Here is a 26,392-nt window from a genome sequence, read left to right on the forward strand (position 1 = left end):
AACCTGCCCTAACGAACGCCCGCAGTTGCACTGGAAACCATTTCAATCGGTATGAGAATGGTCTAAGTGGTTTTGGTGCAGGTGGAAAACGCCAACGTAAAGCACGTTCCCCGATCACGGTTGACCTCCAGGATGCCTCCGAGTTGTCGAGTCAAGATCTGAACTAACTTTAACCCTAGCGATCGCGTCGTATAGATATCCAAATCTTCTGGCAAGCCAATGCCATTATCAGCCACAGTCAAACAATATTGACTGGAAGTATTACAGTGAAATTGGATGGAAATGATACCAGTTTGTTGATTGGGAAAAGCGTACTTTAAAGCATTTGTCAGTAGCTCATTCAAGATCAATCCAATCGGGTTGGCAATATGAATATCAATCTCAATTGAATCGACTGTGATGTGGGGGCGAATAGAGTTAGCGTTAGTTAGATAAGTACTAAACAGATATTGAGTTAACTCACGAATATACTCAGCGACATTAATTCGTGCGAAGTTTGGAGATTGATAAAGCTTTTCATGAATTAAAGCCATAGACTGCACCCGGCTCTGGCTCTCTTTGAGTAACTCTAAGACCATTGGATCGCTGATTGTGTTAGCTTGTAACCGCAGAAGACTGGATATGGTTTGCAGATTATTTTTCACTCGATGGTGAATCTCTTGCAATAAAACATTTTTTTCCTCCAGAGAGGCTCGAAGTTGTTCTTCACTTTGTCGTAATGCGATCTCAATTTGTTGGCGATCGCTAATATCTGTGGCAACTCCCAAAACTTCCTTGAAATGTCCATTTGCAGACTGAATTGGAGTTTTAATCGTCTGAAAGTATCGTTGTTGACCGTCAGCCGTTGTGAAGGTTTCTTCTAAAACTTTGAGAGTCATGGTAGTCATCACTTCTCGATCGACTGCCAGAGATTGTTCGATTTCTACTTCGTTTGGGTTGAAATCGGCATCAGTTTTACCAATCAAGTTTTGAATTGAAGTGTTGTAGAGGTTGGCGGTTGCCTGATTCACCAGTGTAAATCGTCCCTCCCAATCCTTCACAAAAATCAGATTGGGAACGGTATCAATCAGGCGACGGAGAAACTCCTGCTGGGCTTTTAACAACATTTCGGATTGTTTGCGCTCAGTGATGTCCTCAATCATTGCCATACTATAAAGCGGATGTCCGTCTGAATCACGAATGAGTGCTACAGTCATATCACTCAAAATCACATTTCCACTTTTCGTGATGAATCGCTTCTCCATTTGAAAGCCAGCGATCTCGCCTCGAACCATTCGCTCAACTTGAGCAACGTCTTTTTCTAAATCATCTGGATGAGACAAATCTGCGAGGAACATGGTTGCCAACTCAGCCTCGCTGTACCCAAAAATTTGACGATGAGCCGCATTTACCCTAAACACTTCATAGGTGTCTATCTTGACCAGGCTGATGGCAATCGGTGCACAGTCAAAAACTGTGCGAAACCGCTCCTCACTCTGCTGTAACGATTCTTCTGCTCGTTTGCGATCGCTGATATCCTCCACGACCCCAATCGAGTAATCAAGTTCGCTAGTCGGCTGACCCACCAGAGAAGCTGTCAAATTAACCCAGACGATACGACCATTTTTGTGCAAACAACGCTTTTCAATTGAAAAAGAATCGATAGCTCTAGTGCGGAGTTGTTGCCATCCTTCTTCGCCCTTGTTGACATCTTCTGGGTGACAAAGATCTTTAAATGTCTTGGTCAACAACTCCTGCTGGGTATAACCCAAAATATCACACAGCTTTTGATTGACCTTGAGATATTGTCCATCAGGTGTTGCGAGGCTAATGCCAACAGCAGCCTGATTAAAAATTGCACTCAGTTCTGCTTCACTTTGACGTAGAGCAGCAGTACGTTCTTCTACATGGGCTTCTAGCTCCTGGTTCAACTGTTCTAAGGCTTCAGTGGCTTGTTGTCGCTCTAGTTCTGCGGCTGCTCTTGTTGCAAAGATGCGTAAAAATGCTTCTGCTAATTGGATATCGTGCATTGGTTTGTTGTCCATGATGCAGATATTACCGAGCTTTTGATTACTTGTGCTGACTAACGGAATACCCAGATAGCTATCGACTTGAAGAGCCTGCGCGAGAGAGTAATTAGAAAAATGTTGTTGAAAATCCTTTGGGCAGTAGAGGCGTTCATGCTCCGTAACGGCATCACAACCGGGTATATCAGTTATGGCAAAGATCATATCAGCTTGAGGTTTGCCATCTTTCCAATACGCCAGAGTTTGCAAGTGATCACCGCCGACCTTGGTGATGAGAACGTATTGCACCTTGAGTGCCAACATCAATTGCTGTGCCAGAGTTGAGAAGAAGTCTTTCCCCGTGACCGCAGCCGTACTTTCCACCAACCTTTTCAGAGCTGTTTCTGCTTGTTTGCGATCAGTGATATCTCGAATCATGACTAGAACTTCCTGCTCGTTGAGTGGAGCAATCCGGACTTCCTCGTAGCGTTCCTCACCGTTCGTATTAAAAATTTGTTCGTAGATCTGCAAACTGCTACTCTCAATGGCTTGATTCGCGTAATAGAGCCGTTGTTCAGCCAGTTCGGGAGATAAAACACTGTATACGGTTGGCTCACTTGATGATTTCGGTGGATATTGGACACGCACCTTTCCGCCCCCCGACATGGAACTGTAGTAACCCCTGCGATCCATCTGAATCAGTAGATCGGGAATGGTTTCCATGATGGTGCGGTTTGTCTGCTCACTCTGATGGAGGGCAAATTCAGTTTGTTTGCGATCGCTAATATCCAAATCCATTCCAATCATTCGTAGAGGACGTCCATCTGGGTCACGTTCCACTACAGCGTGAGATTCAATATAACGAATTGTGCCATCCGGCAAAACAGCGCGAAATTCTGTCTGATACTTGGCTTCACCAGCCAGGGCTTGCTGAGTCAATATGTGACAAGGGATGACATCATCTGGATGAATTCTCGCTTCCCACGTGGCGTAGGTTTCCCGAACATTCGAATGTTGGACACCATAGAGTTCATACGCTCGCTCATCCCAAAGTAAGTGATCGTTAACCACATCCCAATCCCAAATCGCTCCTCTGACGGATTGCACTGCCAGATTGAGCCGATCTGATATGTCTCGCAAACGCTCTTCTGCTTGTTTGCGATCGCTAATATCTTGCACTAAGGCGAGAACTTCGTCCTCTCCATAGGGAACAATCCGAACTTCTTCGATTTGAGTGATGCCATCAATCAACAGGGTTTGTTCATAAACTTGAACCGATTTGGTGTCGAGGGCTTCCTGGATAGAATCCATGTATTTTTGGGCAAGATCAGGCGGTAGAACATCAAAAATATGGCTTCCTACCATCGTGGAAATCGTGCCCACTATCCGAAAATTAGGAGAAGCTACAAATTCGAGATAAAGCCCTGTTCGGTTGATTCGCATGATCAGATCTGGAATTGCCTTAATTAAGGCTCGTTGGTGGGCTTCACTTTGTCGTAAGGCTTCTTCGGTTTGTTTACGCTGGTCGATTGCCATGATCGTTCCACTCATGCGCACGGGTTGCCCCTCGTCGTTGTAGAAGGCACGTCCCCGTCCCTCAACCCAGTGGATGCTGCCATCTGCCCAGATAATTCGATATTCGTGGTGGTAAGCAACGTTATGTTGAAGGGAGTAGGTGACGGCGTCACCGATTCCGCCGAGATCGTCTGGATGAACACAACGAGCAAAGGTTTCATACTTGCCGTCAAACGACCCTGGAGATAGACCGAACAACTGCTCATGCTCTGGTGACCAAATAATTTCTCCTGTGAGCAAATCCCAATCCCACATGCCCATCTGAGCAGCATTGAGAACCGTTCGCAGGCGATCGCTACTTTCCTCAATTAATTTACGGCTGAGTCGCTCAACTTTTTGTCGGCTCTGCCGCAGGTTACTGCTTAACAGCGTAATGATCACGGATACCAATGCGACTAACAGCAGACGGAGGGCATGATGGGCACTCTCAGAGGGGAACTGATGGAGCGGTGAAAAAAAATAATAGTGAATAGCAAGCAGAGAGAGGACGGACGCAACGATTCCGGGTTTAAGTCCGCCATACCAGGTACTAATGGCGATCGCAACGTAAAAGAGTGCGCCAACCGTGCGGAAAATAATATCGTCTAGCCAAAGACTTAAGAACAGAGCAACGGCTGTAGACGCGATCGACACAATATAAGGAAAAAATTGTTGGTATACGCTCATTGCTGCTTGTCTTTTGGGGTTATACCATTGCTTATGCCCTAGTATGCCCAAACTTCTGGCATAAGCGAGTTTGTTTTGCTTACCCTTCAAGCGGTTTTGGCAATTTTATTCGCTGCAATCGTTGGGTAATAGCCGTCTTTGTCTGAGTCACGATTTGTTCATTATTCAGTAGTTGCAGCAGTCCGTTCGCCCCCCACAATGTTGTGTGCAGTTCAAATGCCAGTTGGGCTGCGTCTACGTCTGGGGTAACTTCTCCCAAGTCCTTTGCTTCCTGAATAATCTGGCTGACCGTTTCTAACCATTGCTGTATCAACTCGGCAATGCGATCGCGCACAACTCCCGGTCGGCTATCAAACTCGACAGCAACAGCCGCAAAGAAGCATCCCCCTCGAAATACCTTCCTTTCTCCATAGGACAACCAGGCAGTCATCAGGGCTTCTAAACGAGCAATTCCCGGTTGGGCGGAGTAAGCCGGTTGAATCACTTCTGCGGCAAAAATCTCCCGCGCCGTATCGATCACCGCCAGTTGCAGTTCCTCCTTAGACCCAAAATGAGCAAACAGCCCGCTTTTGCTCATGCCCAGTTCACTCGCCAAACGACCGATGGACAGCCCTTCTAGCCCTTCGATCGAAGCAACATCAACCGCTACTTTCAAAATAGTTTGGCGGGTCTGTTGCCCATGGGTTGTGCGGCGACGCGACGTTGTAGTGGTGATGGATTGAGTCATCGGAATTAGTTTATCTGGTTGGATGGCGATCGCAAGTTGAGCGGAGCAGATGGATGTTTAAAGGGGTTTTGTCTCTTTGAAGGAGTGGGAATTAAATAACGTCAATCTCCATTATATAGACAAATACGAACGGTCGTGCTAAGAATAAATCTAACGAACGGTCGTGCTTTTATTCAAGTAGGAGTTGTGTGAATGGATGGTGGACTGGTTCAAGGTTTGTCCGAAGAGGAATCCCCTACAGACGTTGAAACGATAGCCCGTGCAAATCATGACACTCGGAAGCGGCGCGATCGCTGGAGACTAACAGCAATTGCCGGACTGCTACTGGCTACTGGAGCAGTCGCCATAATCCCACGATGGCTCTCGGCTCAGCAGCAACAAACTTCCCCCGATGCGGTTGGAATGCCCGTGAAAACGATGTCAGCAACCATGGTGCAGTCCTATACCGTCACCCGCTTCTACACGGGTCAGGTAACAGCTACTCGCTCTAGTGAGCTTGGGTTTGAACGCTCTGGTGCATTAGTTTGGGTAGGCGTCGATCGGGGCGATCGCGTCGAGGCAGGTGATATTTTGGCGCGTCTAGATACCCAGAATCAAGGTGCTCAGTTAAATCAACTGCGGGCACAAAAAGCCCAGGCGGAAGCCGTATTGCAAGAATTACGCAATGGTCCTCGACCGGAGGTGGTTGCTACCGCTCGATCTCAGGTCAATGATCTGCAAAATCAGATAGCCCTGGAAACCCTTCGCCGCGATCGCCGAGAATACCTGCATCAAGAAGGCGCGATTTCCAGAGAGCAATTGGATGAAGTTGCCTTTAACCGTAGTGCTCTCCAGGAGCGATTAAACGCGGCTAAAAGTCAATTAGCAGAGCTAGAAAATGGGACGCGATCGGAGCAAATCGCAGCCCAACTTGCTGTAGTTCGACAATTGGATGCCAGCATCGCGGATCTGGAGATCACGATCGCCAAAAGTACATTGAGAGCACCCTTTGCAGGTGTGATCGGTGAGCGACGATTGGATGAAGGAACGGTTGTGAATGCAGGGCAGGCGATCGTTCGTTTGGTGGAGGGGGATTTACCGGAGGTGGAAGTCGGTGTTCCCGTTGAGGCTATTCCTCAACTCACCCCTGGTAGCACGCAGGTTCTTCAAGTGGGTGAAATTCGCTATTTCGCGACCGTGCTTGCAATTGAACCGGAGGTCAACCCCACCACGCGCACGCGCACGGTTGTACTGGCGGTCAATAACGCGGATTTAGTCAGCCTTGCTCCCAATCAAGTAACCCGCTTAGAGATGACCCAAGAGGTTTCCACGACTGGATTTTGGCTGCCAACGACTGCCTTAACTCCGGGCGATCGCGGCTTATGGTCTTGCTTTGTGGTGGTTGACGGCAAACTAGAACGGCGCGATGTGGAAGTTTTGCATACGGAAACTGACCGTGTGTTGGTACGGGGGTTGTTGCAATCGGGCGATCAGGTTGTTACGGAAGGTGTGCAGCGGCTCGTCCCTGGTCAGGTTGTCCAAGTCCTTTAAGCGTCACTATGACTACACTGTTTTATCGCAATGCTCGGCTGTTGATTCTGACGTTGGTGTTGATTGTTGTTTGGGGTGTTTCGTCCTTTGTGACTCTACCGCGTTTAGAAGATCCAGAGATCAATCAACGGAGTGCAACCGTCACTACTCTGTTTCCGGGGGCGAGTAGCGATCGCGTTGAGGCATTAGTTACAGAAGTGATCGAACAAGAATTATCTGAAATTGAAGAAATCGACACGCTGGAGTCTGCATCGAGCCTGGGAATTTCGATTGTCACGATTAATTTGAAAGAAACCGTCAGTGATGTTGAACCTGTGTGGCAGCGAGTTCGCAGTAAAGTCGATGACGCAGTACCTCAGTTGCCTGAAGGTGCTTTGGAACCTCGCTACGAAGATCAGGAAGTAAAAGCCAATGCTCTGATTCTTGGTCTGCTCTGGGAGACAGATGCCCCCGTCAACTACGGTATTTTGCGACGTTGGGCGAAAACGCTAGAAGACCGACTCGGATTTTTGCCGGGAACCGATCAGGTTGAGGTGTTTGGCGATCCACAGGAAGAAATTCAGGTTGTGGTTCGGCAGTCTGACTTAGCGCAGTTGGGATTGACAACACAGGAGTTGGCTCAACAGGTACAGGCGAGTGATGCCAAAGTGAGTGCCGGTCAGCTTCGGAACCCTAATCAAAATTTAGTGCTTGAACTGTCAAATGAGTTGGATTCTTTAGAGCGCATTCGCACAATTCCCATTCGTACGGCTACAAGTGGGCAAGTAGCGCAGTTGGGTGACATTGCTCAAGTCGATCGCCGGATTCGAGAGCCTGCCGATCATCTGGCGTTGGTGTCAGGCAAACCCGCGATCGTTCTTGCAGCAACCGTTGAATCCGCCCAACGTATCGACCAGTGGATGACCTCTGCCCGTGAAACGTTGAAGGTTTTCCAGACCGAGTTACCAGCAGGAATTGCGATCGCCACTCTTCTGGATCAGAGCAAATATGTCAACACTCGTGTGAATGGTGTCATGCGGGAGTTGTTGATCGGTTCTATACTGGCGACGCTGGTGATCACAGTCATGATGGGATGGCGGTCGGCACTGGTCGTTGGCATTGCCTCACCCCTGGCGTGTCTGCTCGTCTTTGGCTGGATGCGACTTTTAGGTGTGCCTATTCATCAAATGTCTCTAACCGGGTTGATTATTGCGATCGGGTTACTGATCGACAATGCGATCGTTATGGTAGACGAAGTGCAGATTCGCCTGCATCAGGGAATGGCTCCGGTGGATGCGATCGCCGATAGCACTCGCCGTATGGCACTTCCCCTCAGCAGTTCTACCCTGACAACGGTACTGGCGTTCATGCCCATTACCCTGCAATCAGGAAGTGTGGGGGAGTTCACAGGCACGATCGGGTTAAGTGGCATTTTGGGATTGACTAGCTCCCTGCTGATCTCCCTCACCGTCCTGCCTGCTCTTTCAGGGATATTACATCGCTGGCAACCATCCCCCAAACTGCCCCACTGGGCGGAGCAGGGACTGTCAATTCCTCAATTGACTCGCTGGTATCGCCACAGCTTACAGTCTGCTTTTCGTCGTCCTATGGGGGCGATCGCCCTTTCCCTGATTCTGCCTGTTATGGGGTTTGCCGTTACACCTCATTTGAATCAGCAATTCTTTCCTCCTACGGGGCGGGATCAGTTTTACATTGATTTTGAACTATCGGAGCAAACCGCTTTAGCCCAAACACAAGCACAAGCCCTCGAAGCTCGAAGCCTGATTCTGCAACATGCATCAGTGCTCGATGTGCATTGGTTTTTAGGTAAAAGTGCTCCAACGTTTTACTACAACGTTATTGGCAAACGGGAGAATGAGTCTAATTATGCACAGGGTTGGGTGCAACTGCGTCCGGGTGTGTTGCCTGCGAAGGTGATCCAAACACTACAAACAGAATTAAACGATGCATTTCCGGCGGCTCGTGTTGTGGTACGACAAATTGAACAGGGCCCCCCTTACGATGCACCAATCGAAGTTCGGTTATACGGTGGAGAGCTAAATACACTCAGGCAATTGGGGGAACAGGTACAGGCTGAAGTTTTGTCTTTGCGAAGCAATTCTCCTGTTGGGGCAAACGCTCCTGTGATTCATACACGTGCCACCCTGACTGAGGCGCAGCCGAAATTAGCGGTGACGGTTGATGAAGTGCAAGCCCGACTGGTGGGACTCGATCGGATGGCGATCGCCCGTCAACTTGATTCCACATTGGAGGGGACAACAGGTGGGTCAATTCTGGAGCAAACAGAAGAACTGCCTGTACGGGTGAGGCTATCCGATGTTCAGCGAGCCGATCTTCCTGGTGTAACTGGGCTAGATTTAGTCACAGGCGATCGCCAATCGATTCCCTTTGCCACCGTTGGAGATGTTAGCTTAGTCCCTGATTTTCCGGTGATCGCCCGTCGCAATGGGAGGCGTGTCAATACGGTGCAGGTATTCCTAACGGCAGGAATCTTACCTGCTACTGTTCAACACCACATTGAACAACGGTTACATCAACTTCAATTTCCACCCGGTTATATTTGGGAGTTTGGCGGCGAATCTGCTGAACGCAGCGAATCAATTGCTAATTTACTCTCAACGGTAGGTGTCCTAACCGTGTTGATGGTGGCAACGCTGGTTCTCACCTTCAACTCATTTACACTAGCAGCAAGTATTGGTGCGATCGCCCTTCTTTCAGCTGGATTAGGTTTATTAGCACTTTGGATTTCTGGCTACCCCTTTGGGTTTACAGCAATTCTGGGCACGATTGGCTTGATAGGGATTGCTGTGAACGAAGCAACAGTCGTTGTCTCTGCTCTACAAAATGATGAACTTGCAAGCTCTGGTAATCTTCCCGCTACTCAGGCTGTGGTGATTCATGCAACTCGTCATTTGGTAGCGACGACGATCACGGATATTGCAGGATTTATACCCCTGTTGTTTGATCCAACTGGATTTTGGAATCCACTGGCGATCGTCATTGCGGGTGGATTAGGTGGTGTTACCCTGCTCTCTATTTACTTCGTCCCTGCTATATTTCTGAAACTTAGACCTTTAAGTAGTTCACGAATTGCTCCGCCAAGCCATTAAATCGAATTAGCGTTAATAAACTATTTGCTAATCAAGCTCTTTGAGCTTTTTAGTAACTTGTCGAGTTCCTTTTGGTTTCCCTGGTTATCCAACAAGTCTTTGCGCCGAATAATTTACTCAAGTTTTGAGATCCGTCGATTAAAATCCAACAGCTCTGGCTTGCTTCCTTCTCGGCATAAGCTTGAGGAAAAAGGAAAGAGTCGTCATCAATCGAACTCACGCCCTACGAAACACACCCCTGAATCGATATGTGGTAGGGGTGGGTTTAGCGGTTTACTAATAGCAAACCCCAGAACTTATCTGAAAAACCCGCCCCTACCGACATTTGCCTTGATCACAATTTAATTTGGTATAACCACCAACTCCTTCTTTGAGTTAGCAGGCACAAAATCAACGTTCAAAGAACGGATTCGGGAACTCCATCTACTCCACTAGCTCCTTCAGGCGATCGTTCGACTGAGGAAGATACAAATTCTGCTCCTCAACAGAGTGCTAGGAAACTGGTCAGGTGAGCTTTCTTGTGGTTAGCGCAATGCAATCACTTAGACGTTTATGTTGTCAAAGCATCAGGTCATCTAACCCTAACAAACTTAGATCAGGTAGATAAACAATCTGTTTCTTTGACTATGACCTTGAATTCCAGCTACACGGATGTATGTCTGAAAGAGCCGTCGCATTAATGGACAATTGACAATTAAAAGCCAACCTGAAGATGGGGCAGAGATCTTAGTGCATTCTCTAAATAAACTTTTTTAGGTGAATCAAAAGATATTTTTTGTATGTTTGATTGAACTAACCACCGATTTTACTTAACTACAAATTCGCGAATCCCCGTTTAATCGCAATTAAAACAGCTTGAGTGCGATCGCTCACTCCTAACTTATGTAAGATATTACTAACATGGAATTTAATCGTACTTTCTGTAATGTGAAGAGCTTCTGCAATCTCTTGGTTATTCATACCCTGAACCATCTGCTTCAGCACATCCTGCTCACGATCGCTCAGTTGTGGATGGCTCATTCGCTCAGCAAGCTTCGCACCAACTTCAGGGGGAATATAGGTTTGTCCCGCATAAACATTACGGATTGCAGCAAGCAGTTGATGCATCTTACTGTCCTTGAGTAAGTACCCTCTAGCTCCAGCCTGCAAACCTCGGAAGATATCTTCATCGGTATCATAGGTAGTTAAAATGACGATACGGGCAGTTGGATACTGCTGGCGAATGGTGGTAATCGCTTCTACCCCTGTCATATCTGGCATTCGTAGATCCATTAATGTGATATCGGGCTGATGTTGATGAAATAGCGCGATCGCTTGTGTTCCAGTTTCCGCTTCACCAACCACATTCATGCCATCTGTTAGTTCAATCATGCGAACTAATCCGTTACGGACAATGGGATGATCATCAGCAATGAGGACTTGAATTGTTGGAGTGGCCATCATGGTTTCTCGTTTACGGGTGTAGTTAGTCGGTGGTTGTAATCTGATTTGTCATCAAGCAGTAGTTGTTTTCCCAATTAAATATTAGAAGTCTCATTGTAAAAAACTTCAAACATATCAGAAAATTTTCTAGTTGAGTCTTCTCCTCTACCTAATACCCAATTCAATGGTGATCAAGACAGATGTTGGTAGGGGCGGGTTTTACAGATAAGGTCTTGGGTTTACCGTTAGTAAACTGCTGAACCCGTCCCTACGAGCGTCCGTATTTGCACTGGAAACTATTTAAAGCGGTATAAGACTAGTACAGCAAAAAATAAGTTTTGAAAGGGGTGAAGGGGTGGAACCCCTGCTTGGGGGCGAAGCTCCCAAATCCCCTACATTGCAGAACTTTGTGTTCGCAACACTAGGTATAGCGACTGTTGAGACAGCTAATACAAGGGGGTGTGGTCTAGCCAGGAGTTGACCCCTGCACCCCGTCTTAACCAACCCCTCGGTTGCTATATGATTGAGACGGTTTTTGCAAGCTTTGCAGATCATGAGTGAGGCTTCGTTTGCCAAAAATCGTCTACTACTATTGAATTTATGGGTTAGAAGCATTGTGATTCGGACAGATTGAATACACCAAAGCCAAGGTAATGGCACTGTTGAAAGACTTGGAACAGCGGTAGCAATTCTTGGAGCAGGCGATCGCCCAGCAATGGTTACTGAAGCGAAATCAAAGAGCAGGTTAAAGCACTACAGACTCAACTGGGTGTTCTCAATCCTGGATGTCTCATAAAATAGTGACATTCCAGTAGAGTGAACTGCGCAGGTGCGATACTTTTGTTGCCCTAACCGATGCAACCCTTGATGGCTCGATGATTCTTGGAAAGAATAGCGATCGCCTTACAAGGTGAAACTCATCACTTTATTAATTGCTCAGAAGGAGTTGGTTTTGGCTGAACCTCTTAAAAACCAATTTGGAATCGAGATACCCAAAAAAATAGCTGCGATGATAGTTGGAGTAATTCCTAACTTCGCCACAGAAGCCTTTGTGAGCGAGATCCTAGATGAATATGATGACCTGGATTTGATGCCACGGGGATGGAAAATTGCGGAGGCACTCCACCATCATTTACCCAGCAACTACGAAGAAGCTGCCAATGTTCTGATTGCTTCATTGGGTCCCAAACTCGAACAGACCAAAGCATCTGGAATGGCTCCCTTCCTCTACCTTCCTCATGTTCTGTTTGTGGCAAGATATGGGCTTGAGCATTTTGAGATATCGATGCAAGCTCAGTATGAGTTAACGCAACGGTTTACCGCTGAATTTAGTATTCGCCCGTTTTTAGAACGATATCCCGAAGCGACCCTGGCACGTTTGAAAACATGGACACAAGACGCCAGTGCCCATGTGCGTCGCCTGGTTTCTGAAGGCACTCGCCCCCGTCTGCCCTGGGCACCTCGTCTGCGAGAATTTCAGAAAAACCCCTACCCCGTCCTGGAATTGCTGGAACTGCTCAAAGACGATCCCGAACTCTACGTGCGCCGTTCTGTTGCCAATAATTTGAATGACATTGGCAAAGATCATCCGTCATTACTGGCGGAAATCGCTCACCGTTGGTTAGTCAATGCAACCGATGAACGACGCTGGTTGATTCGTCATGCGCTGCGATCGGCTGTGAAGCGGGCTGACCCCGACGCGATCGCCGCTCTAGGTTTTAGTAATCGGGCAACGGCATCGATTAGCAGGGTTGGCATTACACCTCAACCTGTTGTGATTGGGGATTCTATCTCCATTGCGTTTGCAATCACAAACACAGATTCTCAGCCTCAGCGACTTTTGATTGATCTCCGGATTCATTTTGTCAAAGCGAATGGCAAGACAAGCCCCAAGGTTTTCAAATTAAAAACCGTTGAACTTGCACCTGGGGAAACGATACCCCTCAACAAAGCAATTTCCCTGGCAGACATGACAACCCGTAAGCATTACCCTGGAAGCCATTTGGTAGAAATTTTATTGAATGGACAAACGTTTCCCTTAGGCTCCTTCGAATTAATGAGGACACTGCCACCTGGCAATACTCATATCCTAAACACGGAACCTCACTCACGCTTTGACCTTTGAATCGATACACCCTCAAAATTTTGCTGTTCCAATACCCCCCCCTTCAGGTTTGATGTCTTTAACGCTCGTTATTCATAAGTAGCTGGGCGTAATTAAACGTTAGATAGAGGAGGGGGTGGAGGGGAATACATCCCCCTTCTTGGAGGCAACGCCCCCAAACCCCCTTTCCTACACTTATTTACAACTACCTACTTAGCTGGTGAAAAATTCATAGTAAGGTTCTCTAATTCACTGGAGGATACCAGCCACTGAACACCCAATGTTTACGAATAACCGCGATCCTTGCGTGATTCATCTGCAAGCCTAGCACTGTTACCTACAATTGGCGTTAGTTCTTCCACTTATGGATAGCAACCAAAGGGTTGCCTTAGACGAAGTGCAGGGGTAGAATACCTGGCTGGGGGCGCAGCCCTCACACCCCTTGTCTCAACTATCTCAACTATCTCAACTGTCTCGACTGTTGCTATACATCTGCACTCCAACAAAATAATCTGTCCAGTATTGTTGACGCGGATTTATGCTGAGACTCAAGGCGTATTTCAAGCAATGCAGAGTAATTTCACTTGTTAGACAATTGCTACTACAACTTACGCAAGCTTCGGTTAGGAGAATGTGTTAGGGTTGGGTTAGTGAGGATTGTAACCGCTATCAACTTTATTTCAAGCCTCTTCTTTGTCAAAGCTTCTAAATCTTTCTACATCGGAAGCAATTCAAATTGATGGATATCAATGAACTATTTTGTGATGTCGAGGAAACAGAATAGTACTGAAGAGAGCTGCTAAAAACAGCATTAAATCGAACAACAAAAGACTTTGAGTAGATCCAGGAAGCCTCAAGGTTACAAGAATTTCAACTCAGTTAAATCAACATTTGTTGCCTCAGCTTGGCATAAACGTTTTGTTTAGATCCAGGCTAATACGGCACATATGCCCAAATGACTTAAAAAAATAATGGAGACTAAGACTATGGATGCGCAAGAGATCGTGCAGCGATATGCCGAAGGACAACGGAATTTCAGCCACGTTAGCCTGATTCAAGTCTGTCTGGTAAATGCAAAGTTAATTGGAGCAGACCTCATTGGAGCAGACCTCATTGGAGCAAATTTACATGGAGCAGAGTTAACAGAGGCTCATCTCAGTCAAGCGAGGCTGAATCAGGCAAATTTAGCAGATGCAGATTTGGTGCAGGCTTGTCTCACCCATGCAGATTTGAGTGGAGCAGACCTTAGTGGAGCAGATTTGACCTATGCCGATTTAAGTGGGGCAGATCTCAGCGGAGCCAAGTTGGGAGGAACAGATCTGCGAGAAGCAAATTTGCATCAAGCGAATCTGAATGGTGTTGATTTACGCTGTGCAGACTTGAGTGGAGCAAATTTAAGGGAAGCAGATCTCAAGGACGCAAACCTCGATGGGGCTTATTTAGGTGGAGCAGATTTGACGGGAGCAGACATTCAAGGTGCAACGATCAATAAGGCAGAACTAAGCAAAACCAAGATGCCTGATGGAACGATTTACGCCTGTAGTGTCCCAGCCAATCTGCGATTAATTTGACGAGCAGTTTTAATTGGTTACGAAATCACCTCCATGGCATGACTGCTTCTCAAACCTGAGTGGTTCGATGTTGAGATCACCTTCTCTTTCTTAATAGAAAGAGGGGTGAGACGTGCTATGACCTATACTCTTTGCTTGATAGGAAATTCTTTAAAATGCTAGCTTTAATTACTTCTCCCCTCCAATCAACTTCTCGGTTGATGCGAGGTGGTGCATCGCCAAACCAACTCGATCGCAACATAGCCAATCAACATACTTGCCCGTGTTGTTCCTACATTCTACTTCGCCATATTCGATTAGGAGGTTTGTATTGGCGTTGTAGCAATTGCCATGAAGAGATGCCCGCTTGGCATTGAACAGCGAGAGGGCATCTTAATTAGAGGAATTTATGAAAGTATTGCTACTCAACCCTCACTCTCCTCAGTTTCTCTGGTCTTCGCATTGTCGCTCATGAAACCGAAGTAGACTAAGGATGATGTGATCTGGGTATTTTGCCCGCCATGCTAGTGCAAAAGACGGACTTTCAAAACCTAAATCAAACAGTCATCAGCTGCGCAAAATCGACTGCACAAAACAGTAGCGGTGGGTGATCCCTATCCCACCCCTGTCCCTCAAGATGTTCTGGCTCCTGCTAAAAAAAACAGATACATTGTGAGTATCTGGGGTTATGTGCTGCTAATAAGCATTTTTTGGGTATCATGCATTAGCTAGAGAACGAATCACATAACAGCTTGGATATGATCCACTTGAACCCTTATAAACGTCTGAGCAAGAATTAATCTCAGTAAATCTTAATTCTTTGCAGTTCCAGATAGGGGTGTGCGGTTTAGATTAGTACTAACCAAGTTTGTGTCACTCAAATTAGCATCTATCAAGGTTGCTCTAGCCAAATTCGTATCAGTCAAATTTGCCCCAGTTAAAATTGCTCCAGTGAGATTAGCACAGCTCAAGTTTGCTCGAGTGAGATTTGCCTTGGTCAAATTAGCACCACTGAGGTTGACACCACTCAAGTTCAAGTTTCTCAGATTTGCTGCTATCAGATTCAGGTTCCTGAAATCTCTTTGTCCTGCTGCGTAACGGCTACACAGTTCCTTAATATTCATAGTTTCAATACTCCTGGAGTGATGATTCGATCTGACTTAAAGAACAATTATTGTCTCCAAAGCCATTCAATTGAGCTCACATCTTGTACTGGAGCATAGTGCATTGCACCTTCAACTTTGCTGTGGCTTTATTCATGAAGCCACACAAAACCTGCTAGATAGGAAAAATACAAGATGTGAGTAGATTAATCAGTTCTCAGGTTTAGTAGTGCCGAGAAGAATTGCTTCTGTTTCCCCAACTACTACCAGAAGAGCCTCTCTCCTCACGAGGTTTTGCCTTATTAACCTTGAGGTCACGTCCCATCCACTCTGCACCGTCTAGTGCTTCGATCGCAGTTATTTCTTCTGCGTCTGTTGTCATTTCAACAAAGGCAAACCCACGAACCCGACCTGTCTCCCGGTCAGTCGGCAACTGAACTCGCTTGACTGTGCCGTATTCAGAGAAAGTTTGGCTCAAATCATCCTGTGTAACTTCATAAGATAAGTTACCGACATAAATCGACATAGAAATTCTCCAGAATCAAAAAATGTAGAGAATTAGATCCGGAGAGACGCTTTTTAAGAACGAATTACACAGCCGAAAATAAACCTTACCTAAGACAATAACATAGGAGCAGCAGAAGTGGGGAAGTTGTGCTAGGGTTGACGGTATAAATATAACTGAACTTCAAATGTTACTTGCAGCAGGAGAACGAGATTTTTCAAACATTGATCTCAGTTCAGCCAAATCGAGCTGTGTAAATTTGAAAGATGTAAACCTCACAAGAGCAAATCTACGTCATGCTAACTTGCGATGGGCAGATTTAAGAGGAGCTGATCTCAGTTGGGCAAGGATAGAGGGAGCCGATTTACATGCGACTAACCTAAGGGGAACCAAGATGCCCGACGGAACTGTGCATAATTGAGTAACAATTGAGTGAAACCCAGCACGAGTCTGCTGTTCCAGTTGATGTAAAGCTTATGGCTGCTGCCCTACAATCGGAAGTGTGACCAGGATGTGGAGTTGTCCTGGTGTGAATGCGCAAAAGCTTTGGCGTGATTTGCAAATGGGTATTGCAATGAGCCAATGTGCCTCTAGTTCAGAGAGTTGGTCTCTAATTACCCGAGATGAACTATGTTTACATAACAGTAATTCGTAGTAGATCAGAAGCCTAAAATGCTCACAAATTCTAACTTTGCAGGTTTACGCTACTCATTTGCAAATCGTGCCATTTTGCTGATCATCCACAAATTGGTAGCCACACAGAAAAGGTACTGCCAGACCCTGCGGTTGATGTGAAGGAAACTCGCCCTCCATGCAGCTCTGCTCATTGTTTAGATAAAACAAGCCCCAAGCCAGAACCAGCCAGTTGAGGGTGATTTGTACTGTCGATTTGCTGAAAGGCTTGAAATAGCAGATGCTGCTTCTCTAACGCAATTCCTTTACCCGTATCCTTCACCTCAAGCACTAAAAAACTGTCATCTGGCATTTCATATCCCCATTATGCCAAACCTACCATTACTCTTTCAGCAACACTTTTCTGCTTACTACCACTCTGAGCGATCGCTGTTTGATTTACTGAATGAACAGGTTGATTACGTTACAAATGCTTACAAAGCGCAATGAAATATTTTAGAACCCAACAAAACTCCAATACAGTAATCAAACTGAACCTGCGATCTTGTCAATTCTGTCCGTTACAACAACACAACCCGTTGACCGGATACAGATTAATCGCCCAGTCTTGAATGCTAGATGGGTAAATAGTTTTTGGCAAGCGTTCCAGGTTCCTGACTTGATTCAAGAAAGCTTCAAGATCAATCGGCTTAAGTAAGTACGCTTCAACCTTTACCGTCAACTGTTGAGCCAGATGAATTGGATCACACGTTGAAATGACCAGAATGGGGATCGACCTGCCAGTGCCAACTGCTAGGGATCTGACTCGTTGGATCAGTGGCAAAACACTTTCGCCCAGGAACCTCATTTCACAAATCATAAGATTGGGTATGTATCCATCCAGAACATCTAATGCGTCTTGGATTGATGTAGAGGTTGTTACCTTTGCACCCTGATCTTCCAGCAGAAAAGTATACAGATCTTGGGTATCGCAATCGTTGTCTACTAGAAGAATCTGAACTTCTTTGAGCATTTTGGGATTCACAGGGAATTCAGCTGTGATCAACATATTGATACCTCTGAAGATTTTGGAACGGTTACTGTAATCTTGCTGACGTTACCCACTCTTTCTGAGAATGCGGTGGCGAATACTAGACGAAGCGTGATGAACTCTGTGCTGTTCGACACGACAGATTTCCTCCCGAGCAAAGTAGAGGGCGATCGCTTCTACTCCCAAGATCAGCCATGCGTAATCGCATAATTTTTCTAAGTCTGTGAGTGAACTATCCACAATCCATGCCTCTGGACAATGAATAATCAACGTTCTGTGGCGATCACAGTGAAAGGCGCAATGCAGTAAACTTTGGGCAAAGAAGCTACGCAAACGTTCATTGCGAAGCTGCGAAAGCCGTATTCGATCATCAAAGGTCATTTCGGTAGATACCATAGCAATTATTAAACTCCTGCCTGTAATTAGTGAGGGCGAGGTGCAGCGATATAATCTAACTTGGAGCAGTCAGCACTCATTTATCTGATGTTCACGGTGTGATCCCGGCACCTGGATCTGGACTGTCCACTCTTCGTTGGGAAGAGGTCTTCTGGTGATCGTTTTGATACTGTGGTTGCATAAGCTTGTTAGTCACCCATCTTTAAATCTGAATCAAATAAATTATTTTTCTATTGCCACTTTGAATGGCTCATACTTGATTTGCCGCATGAGTTGGTTGATTTCGACACAAAAAATAACTTTTGACAGCAAAAAGAGTGGATGTGTATAAAATTTTCATGAATGGTTGCTTATGACATTCAGGAAAAATATTTAATAAAAAACCTGGCAACTCAGATTTTGAATCAGCCAGGTGGGAAAAATGAAGTTGAAGATTGCTCGCTTGATGAGTCTCATGTGCAATCCTCCCAAGCACGATTGCAGACAGTGTTTGACTTCTTAGATGAATTGATTGAATACGTTAAAAAACATAATGCAAGGTCAGAGCCTCATTAAAGGGCATTAATTAAGTAGTCAAAATAAGTTCCTACTTCGCTCGCATCTTCCCCTGACATCAGGGACATGGTGAGATTTTTCATCGCCCGCACCCCTTCAGCAACAGCATCAACGGGAGTACCAAGAGAGTTATACATTTGACGGACTCCAATAACCCCAATTTCCTGAATGGGTGCTGTTTCCCCATCCGCAACGCTATAGGTGATCAGGCGCAAATAGTAATCCATATCTCGTAAGCAGGTGGCCGTCATTTCCTCACCATAGGCATTGCCACCCGGAGAGACCAAGCTGGGTCGTTTTTGAAACAATTGGTTTGTAGCCTGCTTCACAATCCGTTCACGACTTTCGGTTAAGGCTTTGACTAGCCGCAAACGGCGATCGCCACTCATCACAAAGCTTTTAATCTGATCCATCTCGCCTGGAGTGAGATAACGACATTCTGTATCAGCATTTTCGATTAATTTCTTGATAATACTCATGGGTGAGTTCCTTAAAGCTTTAAATGAAGGGTTAATGCAGTGGACTTATCAAAGATCAGCATCTCAGCTTGACTTTCGCTGGCACGTTGCATGTACTAAAAACCATGACAGATCAGTGTTTGATTTCATGTGTGAGTTGATTAACTACTGCCCTAACTTTCAGACATGCTATAAACAGAAGATATTGTAGGTATAGGGTTACTGGTCAGCTTTGCTACTTCAATTAGTAGCACTTTGCGATTAAACTTCGATGAGTTCACACCTATAATTGGGCAGGGTTTCTCATACTCCATTCCCCGACTTCTAAACCAATTAATGTCTAACTCAGTTTCAGAACGTCTTAAGCAAAATGCTGAAAAGATCATGCAAATGTGGGAGGTGCGGGCACGGAATGAAGTGAGTGCATCCCTGCATCAAGATTCTCTGGTCTTGCAAAACTCTCTACCTCTGTACTTAAATCAACTGGCTGATGAACTCTCAACCCGGATTGAACGGAAACCTGCCAAAATCACAGCGGCTCAGGTAGAAACCACTCGCATTGGCAAGCAACATGGACATGAACGTGCAGGCTATGCCGACTACTCAATGACTCAACTCATCTTCGAGTACCATATCCTGCGTCAGGTAATTTTTCAGGTTTTAGAGGAAGAAACCCCTCTAGGTGTGAGAGAACGAGATATCATCATTGACTCGATCGAGCAAGCTGTGAATGATGCGGCGACCCAATTTTCCCAAACGCTGCAAGATATTCAAGAACTCTTTATGGTGACATTAACCCACGATCTTAGAGGTCCAGTTAATGTTGTCAAAATGGGCACTCAACTCATTCTTCGTCGGTTGGAGCGAGGAGATGCCCACATTGATGTGGCGGCAAGAATGATCAGTGCGATCGATCGCATGGATTCGATGATTCAAAACTTGCTCGATGCAAGTCGAATACGGGCAGGACAGAGCTTAAAGCTTGAATTTGAGGAATGTTATTTGGATCAATTGCTTCAAGAAGCCGTGGAAGATTTAAATTTCACTTACGGAGAGCGTTTTGTTTTGCTTGCTGATCCAGCTATCAAAAGCAATTGCAGCCGTAAGCAGATTCGGCGGGTCATTGAAAACCTAGCCACAAATGCTGTGAAGTATGGTGCTCCAAATACGCCAATCACTCTCACACTTCAGCAAACTGCAACACAAATTGAGCTGATAATTCACAATGAAGGTAATCCGATCGCTTTAGAAGCGCAATCTATCTTATTTCAGCAATTTCGTCGTACTGTCTCTGCTGAAGAGCAGACCGGATGGGGATTAGGGCTATTTTTAGCAAAGAGTATTATTGAGACGCATCAAGGAACCATTGAAATTGAAAGTGCGGAGGGCAAGGGGACAAGCTTTATTGTTAAGTTGCCTAGATGCTCTATGGTTCCAGAGTAATCTCAAGAAGCGATCGCCTAAACTTGAATCGGTCGTTTCCCGTTAATCTCCTTGCCATTCCCGATCTTCTAGTTCCTGCTGAGGTAGTAGCAGCGTTGCTTCAATTTCTTGTCGAATGGCGGTAGTCACTTCGCAATTGCTATTCAAACAGTCGATCAGAAGTTGGTTGGCATCATAGTAATGTTGCAACACTTGCTGTTGCTCCGGTGTAAATTGCCAGGGGTGATGAATATTGCGGTAGTGGGCGATCGTACCCCTGACCTGTTCTACCCAGGCACCATAATTTTGTTCCCACCAGTGTTGCAATCGTTCCCGGTTTTGACTGGGTGGGGGCAATTGATCTTTCAATTGTTGCAGAGACTTATAAAATCCTGCATCCAGAACCATGACCAGGATGTTGTTGAGGGCCTCGCTACAGGCATTGACATAGGCAAAATCTCGACTGTGGTCGGTGGCAAACTCTAACAACAAGTTCTCCAAAGCTGCATCTAGCACGATCCCCTGATCCAGGGTGCTGGCTAAGGCGAAGGTTGCGGCGGTCGGGGAGGGCTGGGCAAGAGCCAGATAAAACGCTCGTGTAGTAGCTAATTTAGGCTGGGATGGAATCGTCTGAGATTTTTGGCTGGCCCATACCAGAAATTCCTGTAGATAGGAATCTTGAGCCACCAGGGCATCAATTTCCTGCTTCATCAACTGCACCAGGGAATCGGCACTGCGTAACATGGCAACGGTTAACAAAAAGACTTCCCGCCAGTGAGGATCGGTAATATGACTGACCAACCCTCCCAGGGCTTGCTCTAATGACCGAAGATTATGGCTGGCGACAATTTTGCGAGCCGTAAAATATTCTTGAAAGGCAAGATAGGAGAACGAAAAAATTCCGCGTGCGCGTTCAATCAAGATGCCGTGTTGCGCCTCGATCGATTTGAGCATCGCTTCGCTCTCCAGTTGTAGTTCCTCTGGTTCCAGCAGGGCCCCGGGCAAATTCCGCAAATACTCCTCAATATATTGTTCAATCGTGCGCTGCTCAAAAAAGTATTGTCCCTGTTCAAAGGTAACGGATGCCAGCTGGCTCAGCAGCCTCAGCTTTTGGGGCAGCCGAAAATCTCGGTAGACATCATCGCGATCGATTCCTTTGGCTTCATCCCATTTGCCGAGCAGCAAATCTAGCCCTTGTTTATAAAACTCCGATCGTTTTGCTGGAAATTTCTCCTGACCGTGAAACATCCAGCAAGCCAGATGCAAAAACAGGGGAGTCACCACCAGTTGACGAAACTGCCAGTTTTCTGGCAAATCTAGCTTTTGCATAAATTGTCTGGATTGAGCTTCCCCAGTCTGAGGATTTCGCTGGGCAAGGGCGACAAACCACTTTTGAGCGAAGGTCGTGATTTGAGCCTGGGAAAACGGGGCAATTTCAACATCCGTAAACCCTGGCAGTTGCAGCTTTTGAGCAACGGTACGACAAGAAACAACGAACTGATTTTTGTGATACTTTTCTGAGAATTTACGAATTTCCCGCAAAATAGTGGTGCTGTCCTGGTTCAGCACTTCATCTAAACCATCTAGTAAGAGTAGAATGCGGCCCTCTTGCAATAGGGTTTTTAGCACGGAGAGATCGGGGACTCCAGCAATCTGCCATGCTTGACGAATATAGTCTAGAAGGCTAACTCTGCCACTCTCTCTGCATTCTTCAGCGAAATCCCGTAACGTCACAAAAATGGGAACTTGCTGGGCGGCAAATTCGCCTCGATTGCACTGGATAGCAAGATGTTTTAGAAATGTTGTTTTGCCGACCCCTGGTTTCCCCAAAACTCGTAGTTTTGAGTGGGTTTCAACGGCTTGCAGTCCTGGTATTTGCGGTTGCTCAACAACGCCCAAGCCAATCCGATCGAACTCCGTTGGGTTCAGGTTTTGCAGATTGGCAATCTCAAACCACTGTTGACTAACAATCTCTTCCAAAATATTGACATCAACATAGATATCATCAATGCTGACAGGACGATTGATGTCGAGGAGTTGCAAAAAACCACACTGGTTTTGAATGGTACCTCGATAGTGCGATCGCACCTGTTGCACCAGGCTATCAATATCTAAAGGATTACTATTTGAGGAAGCAGATGTAACCCCTTCCCCCGGTTCAGGGAATTCAGCAGGCGGACTTTCTGCAATGTCTCGCCAGTCTAAATCGAGAATGGAACAAACCGCTAAAAAAATCTGGCGATCGACGGGTTGACCTGTGAAAAATCGCCAGATCGGTTGACGAGTTTTTAAGTTCACTTCTCCTGCTAAATTTTCCTGAGTCCACCCTTTCAAGGCAAAGGCTCGTTTTGCCCGTTGAATTCCAGCAGGGGATGCCTGGAGCGATCGCTTGACCATGAGACGACCCTCCTGTTCTAAAATGTCAAAATGTTAAGAATTCAAACATGGGGCACTACCTTCTATAGTAGGTCTTCATGAATGAATTGTTATGGGTGGTCGATAAAATCACTCGCGGAAACTCATCTAAGTGGGGAACCTATACAGAGTAGTTAAGTAGTTGGCGGTAAAACAATTCTGCGTGCCAAACCCATTTGCCTTAAGCTCACAATCACCCACCAGGTCATATCCATTTCCCACCATTTCCAACCTGCTTTTGCCACATTTGGATATGCATGGTGGTTATTGTGCCAACCTTCGCCATAAGTCAGGATCGCTGCCCACCAAAGATTCCGAGAATTGTCATCTGAATCATGGCTACGATAACCCGTGATATGGCTGGCAGAGTTTATTAGCCAGGTACTGTGCCACAGCAGAACGGCTCGGAGGAATAGCCCATAGACCACAAATGACCAACCGCCAAGCAAGTAGAGGCCAACGCCGAGGGGAATTTGTAGCAGTAAGTAATAGCGATCGAGCCAACGGTAGAACGCACTTTTTGCTAGATCGGGTGCAAATTTGCGATTTGATTCGTATTCAAAAAACTCTGGGCGTTTGTAAAGTAGCCAACCCATATGGCTCCACCAAAAACCTCGTTTTGCCGAGTAAGGGTCTTTGTCAACGTCTTCAGTGTAAGTGTGGTGCCGACGATGCCCTGCCACCCAAAAGATTGGCCCACCCTGTAGTGCCAGAGCACCAATGAGTGCGATCGCGTATTCCAATCCCTTTGGAACGTGAAAACTGCGATGGGTTAGTAGCCGATGATATCCCAGGCAAATACCAATACTGCCAAATAACCAGTGCAAGAAGATAGCAGTTCCCAGTGCCGACCAGGAGAAAAAATAGGGGGATGATAAAGCTAAAACGTGGACTGCTGCAAAAAAAGTTACGCTTGTCCAATTAAGCACGAGCGACTGACTGCTCTTGTGAACAGTGCCAATAACATTGGAAGTCATGAAAATCTCATTGAATACACTTTCACTTTAGTTGGACATTTGGCTGCTAGTGTCCGTCTATAGGTGTGAGTGTTTGTTACGATTAAGATTGAAAGTATGAAACGTCAGAATCCGAATTTAAAGACCTAGTGTTGCGAACATAAAGTTCTGCAATGTAGGGGGTTTGGGGACTTCGCCCCCAAGAAGGGGTGGAACCCCTTCACCCCTTTCAAAACTTATTTTTTGCTGTACTAGCATTAATAACATAAGTTTCAGTCACCAGACTTAGTTGAAATCAATACAAGAACCGGGGGAGTACTCTTCAGGATCGCTTCCCCAGTTCTTACAAGCTTGTTTAATTATGACTATCAACTTAGTTGGACTAACGTTAAAGAGCAGAGCTTTAAGGTGATTATTGCATAATCGGGTTCATGCTGCTGTTTGTTGTCTTGGCTGTATGTCTTCGATAAGCTTGGCTTAGATTAGCATCAACCAGATTGGTATCACTTAAGTTGGCGTCTGTTAGATTTGCTTGAGTGAAATTCGTCTTGTTCAACGTCGCTCCAGTCAAGATTGCTCCAGTGAGATTTGCACAGCTCAAGTTTGTGTTTGTCAGATTTGCCTTCGTCAAATTAGCCCTGGTGAGATTGATCCCTTTCAAGTTCAGGTTTCTTAGATTTCCTGCCATTAAATTGAGATTGCTGAAATCCCTTTGTCCTGCTGCGTACCGGCTGCAAAGTTCCTTGATATTCATGACCAGAAAGCTCCTAGAGGGATGGAATGATGGACTTAAGAGTTACTCCCGATTAATATCGAAACTTTCTCTTACGCTGCTTATGTTTGGCAATCTCTTTGCGCTTCCGTTTTTCGATCGGTGTTTCAAAGTGACGATGCTTTTTCATATCAGGAAAAATTCCTGCTTTAGATACTGCTCGCTTGAAGCGACGCAAACTGGACTCAATTCCTTCATACTCGCCCGGAATAATTTGAGTCATTCAATATCCTTACTTAATGAAATAAAGTAAGGCTGATAAGAAAGCCACCCTAACAGTAGCTTCCTATCAGCCTTGGCTTTAACTACTCAATGAATGTGATTACTTTAATCTCTCGATCTAATAACGGCGAGAAGAATTGCTTCTATTGCCCCAGCTTCCAGAGGAACCTCTTTCTTCACGGGGTTTGGCCTTGTTAACCTTGAGATCGCGCCCCATCCATTCAGCACCGTCTAGTGCATCGATCGCAGCGGTCTCTTCTGCGTCAGTTCCCATCTCGACGAAGGCAAATCCGCGTAATCTTCCTGTTTCGCGATCGGTCGGCAACTGAATTCGTCTAACCGTGCCATATTCGGCAAAGGTTTGGCTTAAGTCATCTTGTGTGACTTCATACGATAGATTACCAACATAAATTGACATACAGATTCTCCAGAATCGTGAGTGTAGAGAATTAGATTCGGAGAAACGCTTGTGAAACGAATTACACAACCGAAAATAAGCCTTACCTAAGATACTAACGCAGAATGAGTAAGAGTGGGGAAAGTTATGTTAGGGTTGACAGCATGGATAGAACTGAACTCCAAATGCTGTTTGCAGCAGGAGAGCGAGACTTTCAAAATATTGACCTTAGTTCAGCCACTCTTAGCTGTGTGGATTTGAGGGGTGCAAACCTCGTGAGAGCTAATTTACGTCATGCAAATTTACGATGGGCAGATTTGCGGCAGGCAAACCTGCGATGGGCAGATTTGAGAGGCGCAGATCTCAGTTGGGCAAGGCTGGAAGGAGCCGATTTAAGTTCTGCTGACTTAAAAGGGGCAAAAATGCCAGATGGAACAATTCATAGCTGAGGTAATGCGTTATACCACGGTTGCTGATGTCCCATTAATTAAGCCCTTCACCCTCTAAAAGTGACTGACCTGTATTTTCTCTGCGAGCATGGATGTGTAGATGAGGTTCGCTAGTATTGTCAGAGTTGCCAACTTTGGCGATCGCCTGTCCAACCTTAACCGTCTCACCGTCTTGAAATTTATCTTTTACGTCGTTCAAGAATGAGATTAAGCGCGATCGCAACGGCTAAACCAATGCCGATTCCAAAAACAAGATTTTCTATGATCAATCCAATGGCAACTCCAATCGATAAACCTACTGCAATACTCGCACCCATACTACGTTGTGAATTTCTCATGCCTGATCCCTCTACATTTGAGGTTGTCAATTAATTGTGCTCCTGAAGTTTAATCTCTGGAAGCGATCGCTT

Annotated in this window: 25 protein-coding genes; 9 read left to right on the forward strand and 16 right to left on the reverse strand. The window is 45.9% G+C overall.

Annotation, left to right across the window (positions count from 1 at the left end; translation table 11 throughout):
• Nucleotides 1-62 precede the first annotated feature (62 nt).
• Nucleotides 63-4,226: a PAS domain S-box protein gene (locus H6G89_RS29980; RefSeq protein ID WP_190513666.1), complete on the reverse strand. Its 4,164-nt coding sequence runs from the start codon at nucleotides 4,224-4,226 to the stop codon at nucleotides 63-65.
• A gap of 79 nt (nucleotides 4,227-4,305) precedes the next feature.
• On the reverse strand, nucleotides 4,306-4,953 hold the full coding sequence (locus H6G89_RS29985; protein WP_190513669.1) for a TetR/AcrR family transcriptional regulator: 648 nt from the start codon (nucleotides 4,951-4,953) through the stop codon (nucleotides 4,306-4,308).
• Nucleotides 4,954-5,145: 192 nt separating this feature from the next.
• Here H6G89_RS29985 and H6G89_RS29990 point away from each other — a divergent pair, with 192 nt between their 5' ends.
• Together H6G89_RS29990 and H6G89_RS29995 are read left to right on the forward strand one after the other, a co-directional pair.
• Entirely contained in the window at nucleotides 5,146-6,483 is a 1,338-nt protein-coding gene (locus H6G89_RS29990) for an efflux RND transporter periplasmic adaptor subunit (RefSeq protein ID WP_199337008.1), read from the forward strand.
• A gap of 8 nt (nucleotides 6,484-6,491) precedes the next feature.
• Nucleotides 6,492-9,593, forward strand: coding sequence for an efflux RND transporter permease subunit (locus tag H6G89_RS29995; RefSeq protein ID WP_190513673.1), 3,102 nt, complete (start codon nucleotides 6,492-6,494; stop codon nucleotides 9,591-9,593).
• An 813-nt stretch (nucleotides 9,594-10,406) separates the two neighbouring features.
• Here the strand turns inward: H6G89_RS29995 and H6G89_RS30000 are convergent.
• Entirely contained in the window at nucleotides 10,407-11,036 is a 630-nt protein-coding gene (locus tag H6G89_RS30000) for a response regulator (protein ID WP_199337009.1), read from the reverse strand.
• Nucleotides 11,037-12,024: 988 nt separating this feature from the next.
• Here H6G89_RS30000 and H6G89_RS30005 point away from each other — a divergent pair.
• Nucleotides 12,025-13,140 carry a hypothetical protein gene (locus tag H6G89_RS30005; protein ID WP_199337010.1) on the forward strand — a complete coding sequence of 372 codons (1,116 nt, stop codon included), beginning with the start codon at nucleotides 12,025-12,027 and terminating at the stop codon, nucleotides 13,138-13,140.
• 965 nt (nucleotides 13,141-14,105) lie between these two features.
• The gene (locus tag H6G89_RS30010; protein ID WP_190513675.1) at nucleotides 14,106-14,690 is read left to right on the forward strand and encodes a pentapeptide repeat-containing protein; all 585 of its coding nucleotides are present in this window, start codon (nucleotides 14,106-14,108) and stop codon (nucleotides 14,688-14,690) included.
• A gap of 791 nt (nucleotides 14,691-15,481) precedes the next feature.
• On the opposite strand, the gene H6G89_RS35990 is transcribed toward H6G89_RS30010, so the two are convergent.
• Both H6G89_RS35990 and H6G89_RS30020 read right to left on the reverse strand, forming a co-directional pair.
• Nucleotides 15,482-15,793, reverse strand: coding sequence for a pentapeptide repeat-containing protein (locus H6G89_RS35990; protein ID WP_190513677.1), 312 nt, complete (start codon nucleotides 15,791-15,793; stop codon nucleotides 15,482-15,484).
• 202 nt (nucleotides 15,794-15,995) lie between these two features.
• The gene (locus H6G89_RS30020) at nucleotides 15,996-16,298 is read right to left on the reverse strand and encodes an RNA recognition motif domain-containing protein (RefSeq protein ID WP_190513678.1); all 303 of its coding nucleotides are present in this window, start codon (nucleotides 16,296-16,298) and stop codon (nucleotides 15,996-15,998) included.
• A 166-nt stretch (nucleotides 16,299-16,464) separates the two neighbouring features.
• On the opposite strand from H6G89_RS30020, the gene H6G89_RS30025 reads away from it, so the two are divergent.
• Nucleotides 16,465-16,698 (forward strand): pentapeptide repeat-containing protein, encoded by a 234-nt coding sequence (locus H6G89_RS30025; RefSeq protein WP_199337011.1) that lies wholly within the window; start codon nucleotides 16,465-16,467, stop codon nucleotides 16,696-16,698.
• Nucleotides 16,699-17,100: 402 nt separating this feature from the next.
• On the opposite strand, the gene H6G89_RS30030 is transcribed toward H6G89_RS30025, so the two are convergent.
• Entirely contained in the window at nucleotides 17,101-17,262 is a 162-nt protein-coding gene (locus H6G89_RS30030) for an ATP-binding protein (RefSeq protein ID WP_199337012.1), read from the reverse strand.
• A gap of 14 nt (nucleotides 17,263-17,276) precedes the next feature.
• Here H6G89_RS30030 and H6G89_RS35995 point away from each other — a divergent pair, with 14 nt between their 5' ends.
• On the forward strand, nucleotides 17,277-17,399 hold the full coding sequence (locus H6G89_RS35995; protein ID WP_255519545.1) for a hypothetical protein: 123 nt from the start codon (nucleotides 17,277-17,279) through the stop codon (nucleotides 17,397-17,399).
• 58 nt (nucleotides 17,400-17,457) lie between these two features.
• Here the strand turns inward: H6G89_RS35995 and H6G89_RS30035 are convergent, their stop codons facing one another.
• Both H6G89_RS30035 and H6G89_RS30040 read right to left on the reverse strand, forming a co-directional pair.
• Nucleotides 17,458-17,958 carry a response regulator gene (locus H6G89_RS30035; RefSeq protein ID WP_190513679.1) on the reverse strand — a complete coding sequence of 167 codons (501 nt, stop codon included), beginning with the start codon at nucleotides 17,956-17,958 and terminating at the stop codon, nucleotides 17,458-17,460.
• Between the two features lie 48 nt (nucleotides 17,959-18,006).
• Nucleotides 18,007-18,336 carry a hypothetical protein gene (locus H6G89_RS30040; protein WP_190513680.1) on the reverse strand — a complete coding sequence of 110 codons (330 nt, stop codon included), beginning with the start codon at nucleotides 18,334-18,336 and terminating at the stop codon, nucleotides 18,007-18,009.
• A 342-nt stretch (nucleotides 18,337-18,678) separates the two neighbouring features.
• Between H6G89_RS30040 and H6G89_RS30045 the strand changes: the two genes are divergently transcribed.
• Entirely contained in the window at nucleotides 18,679-18,891 is a 213-nt protein-coding gene (locus H6G89_RS30045; protein WP_190513681.1) for a hypothetical protein, read from the forward strand.
• On the opposite strand, the gene H6G89_RS30050 is transcribed toward H6G89_RS30045, so the two are convergent.
• Nucleotides 18,888-19,370: an allophycocyanin gene (locus H6G89_RS30050; RefSeq protein WP_190513683.1), complete on the reverse strand. Its 483-nt coding sequence runs from the start codon at nucleotides 19,368-19,370 to the stop codon at nucleotides 18,888-18,890. The genes H6G89_RS30045 and H6G89_RS30050 overlap by 4 nt on opposite strands.
• Before the next feature lie 315 nt (nucleotides 19,371-19,685).
• On the opposite strand from H6G89_RS30050, the gene H6G89_RS35325 reads away from it, so the two are divergent.
• Nucleotides 19,686-20,792, forward strand: coding sequence for a sensor histidine kinase (locus H6G89_RS35325; RefSeq protein WP_242060182.1), 1,107 nt, complete (start codon nucleotides 19,686-19,688; stop codon nucleotides 20,790-20,792).
• A 42-nt stretch (nucleotides 20,793-20,834) separates the two neighbouring features.
• Here the strand turns inward: H6G89_RS35325 and H6G89_RS30060 are convergent, their stop codons facing one another.
• The 5 genes from H6G89_RS30060 to H6G89_RS30080 all read right to left on the reverse strand — a co-directional run bounded on the left by H6G89_RS30060 (nucleotide 20,835) and on the right by H6G89_RS30080 (nucleotide 25,554).
• Nucleotides 20,835-23,168, reverse strand: a complete 2,334-nt coding sequence (locus tag H6G89_RS30060) for an NACHT domain-containing protein (RefSeq protein WP_190513685.1) — start codon at nucleotides 23,166-23,168, stop codon at nucleotides 20,835-20,837.
• A gap of 152 nt (nucleotides 23,169-23,320) precedes the next feature.
• Entirely contained in the window at nucleotides 23,321-24,163 is an 843-nt protein-coding gene (locus H6G89_RS30065) for an acyl-CoA desaturase (RefSeq protein WP_190513687.1), read from the reverse strand.
• A 391-nt stretch (nucleotides 24,164-24,554) separates the two neighbouring features.
• Complete coding sequence (locus H6G89_RS30070) at nucleotides 24,555-24,896, reverse strand: pentapeptide repeat-containing protein (protein ID WP_190513689.1); 342 nt, start codon at nucleotides 24,894-24,896, stop codon at nucleotides 24,555-24,557.
• Nucleotides 24,897-24,948: 52 nt separating this feature from the next.
• Nucleotides 24,949-25,137, reverse strand: a complete 189-nt coding sequence (rpsU, locus tag H6G89_RS30075; RefSeq protein WP_190513691.1) for a 30S ribosomal protein S21 — start codon at nucleotides 25,135-25,137, stop codon at nucleotides 24,949-24,951.
• A 117-nt stretch (nucleotides 25,138-25,254) separates the two neighbouring features.
• The gene (locus H6G89_RS30080; protein WP_190513693.1) at nucleotides 25,255-25,554 is read right to left on the reverse strand and encodes an RNA recognition motif domain-containing protein; all 300 of its coding nucleotides are present in this window, start codon (nucleotides 25,552-25,554) and stop codon (nucleotides 25,255-25,257) included.
• A 143-nt stretch (nucleotides 25,555-25,697) separates the two neighbouring features.
• Here H6G89_RS30080 and H6G89_RS30085 point away from each other — a divergent pair, with 143 nt between their 5' ends.
• On the forward strand, nucleotides 25,698-25,982 hold the full coding sequence (locus H6G89_RS30085) for a pentapeptide repeat-containing protein (RefSeq protein ID WP_190513695.1): 285 nt from the start codon (nucleotides 25,698-25,700) through the stop codon (nucleotides 25,980-25,982).
• 34 nt (nucleotides 25,983-26,016) lie between these two features.
• Here the strand turns inward: H6G89_RS30085 and H6G89_RS30090 are convergent, their stop codons facing one another.
• Nucleotides 26,017-26,181, reverse strand: a complete 165-nt coding sequence (locus tag H6G89_RS30090; protein WP_199337013.1) for a peptidoglycan DD-metalloendopeptidase family protein — start codon at nucleotides 26,179-26,181, stop codon at nucleotides 26,017-26,019.
• Complete coding sequence (locus tag H6G89_RS30095; RefSeq protein WP_190513727.1) at nucleotides 26,162-26,320, reverse strand: hypothetical protein; 159 nt, start codon at nucleotides 26,318-26,320, stop codon at nucleotides 26,162-26,164. The genes H6G89_RS30090 and H6G89_RS30095 overlap by 20 nt, the downstream gene beginning before the upstream one ends.
• Nucleotides 26,321-26,392 lie beyond the last annotated feature (72 nt).

This window comes from Oscillatoria sp. FACHB-1407 (assembly GCF_014697545.1).
Classification (GTDB): domain Bacteria; phylum Cyanobacteriota; class Cyanobacteriia; order Elainellales; family Elainellaceae; genus FACHB-1407.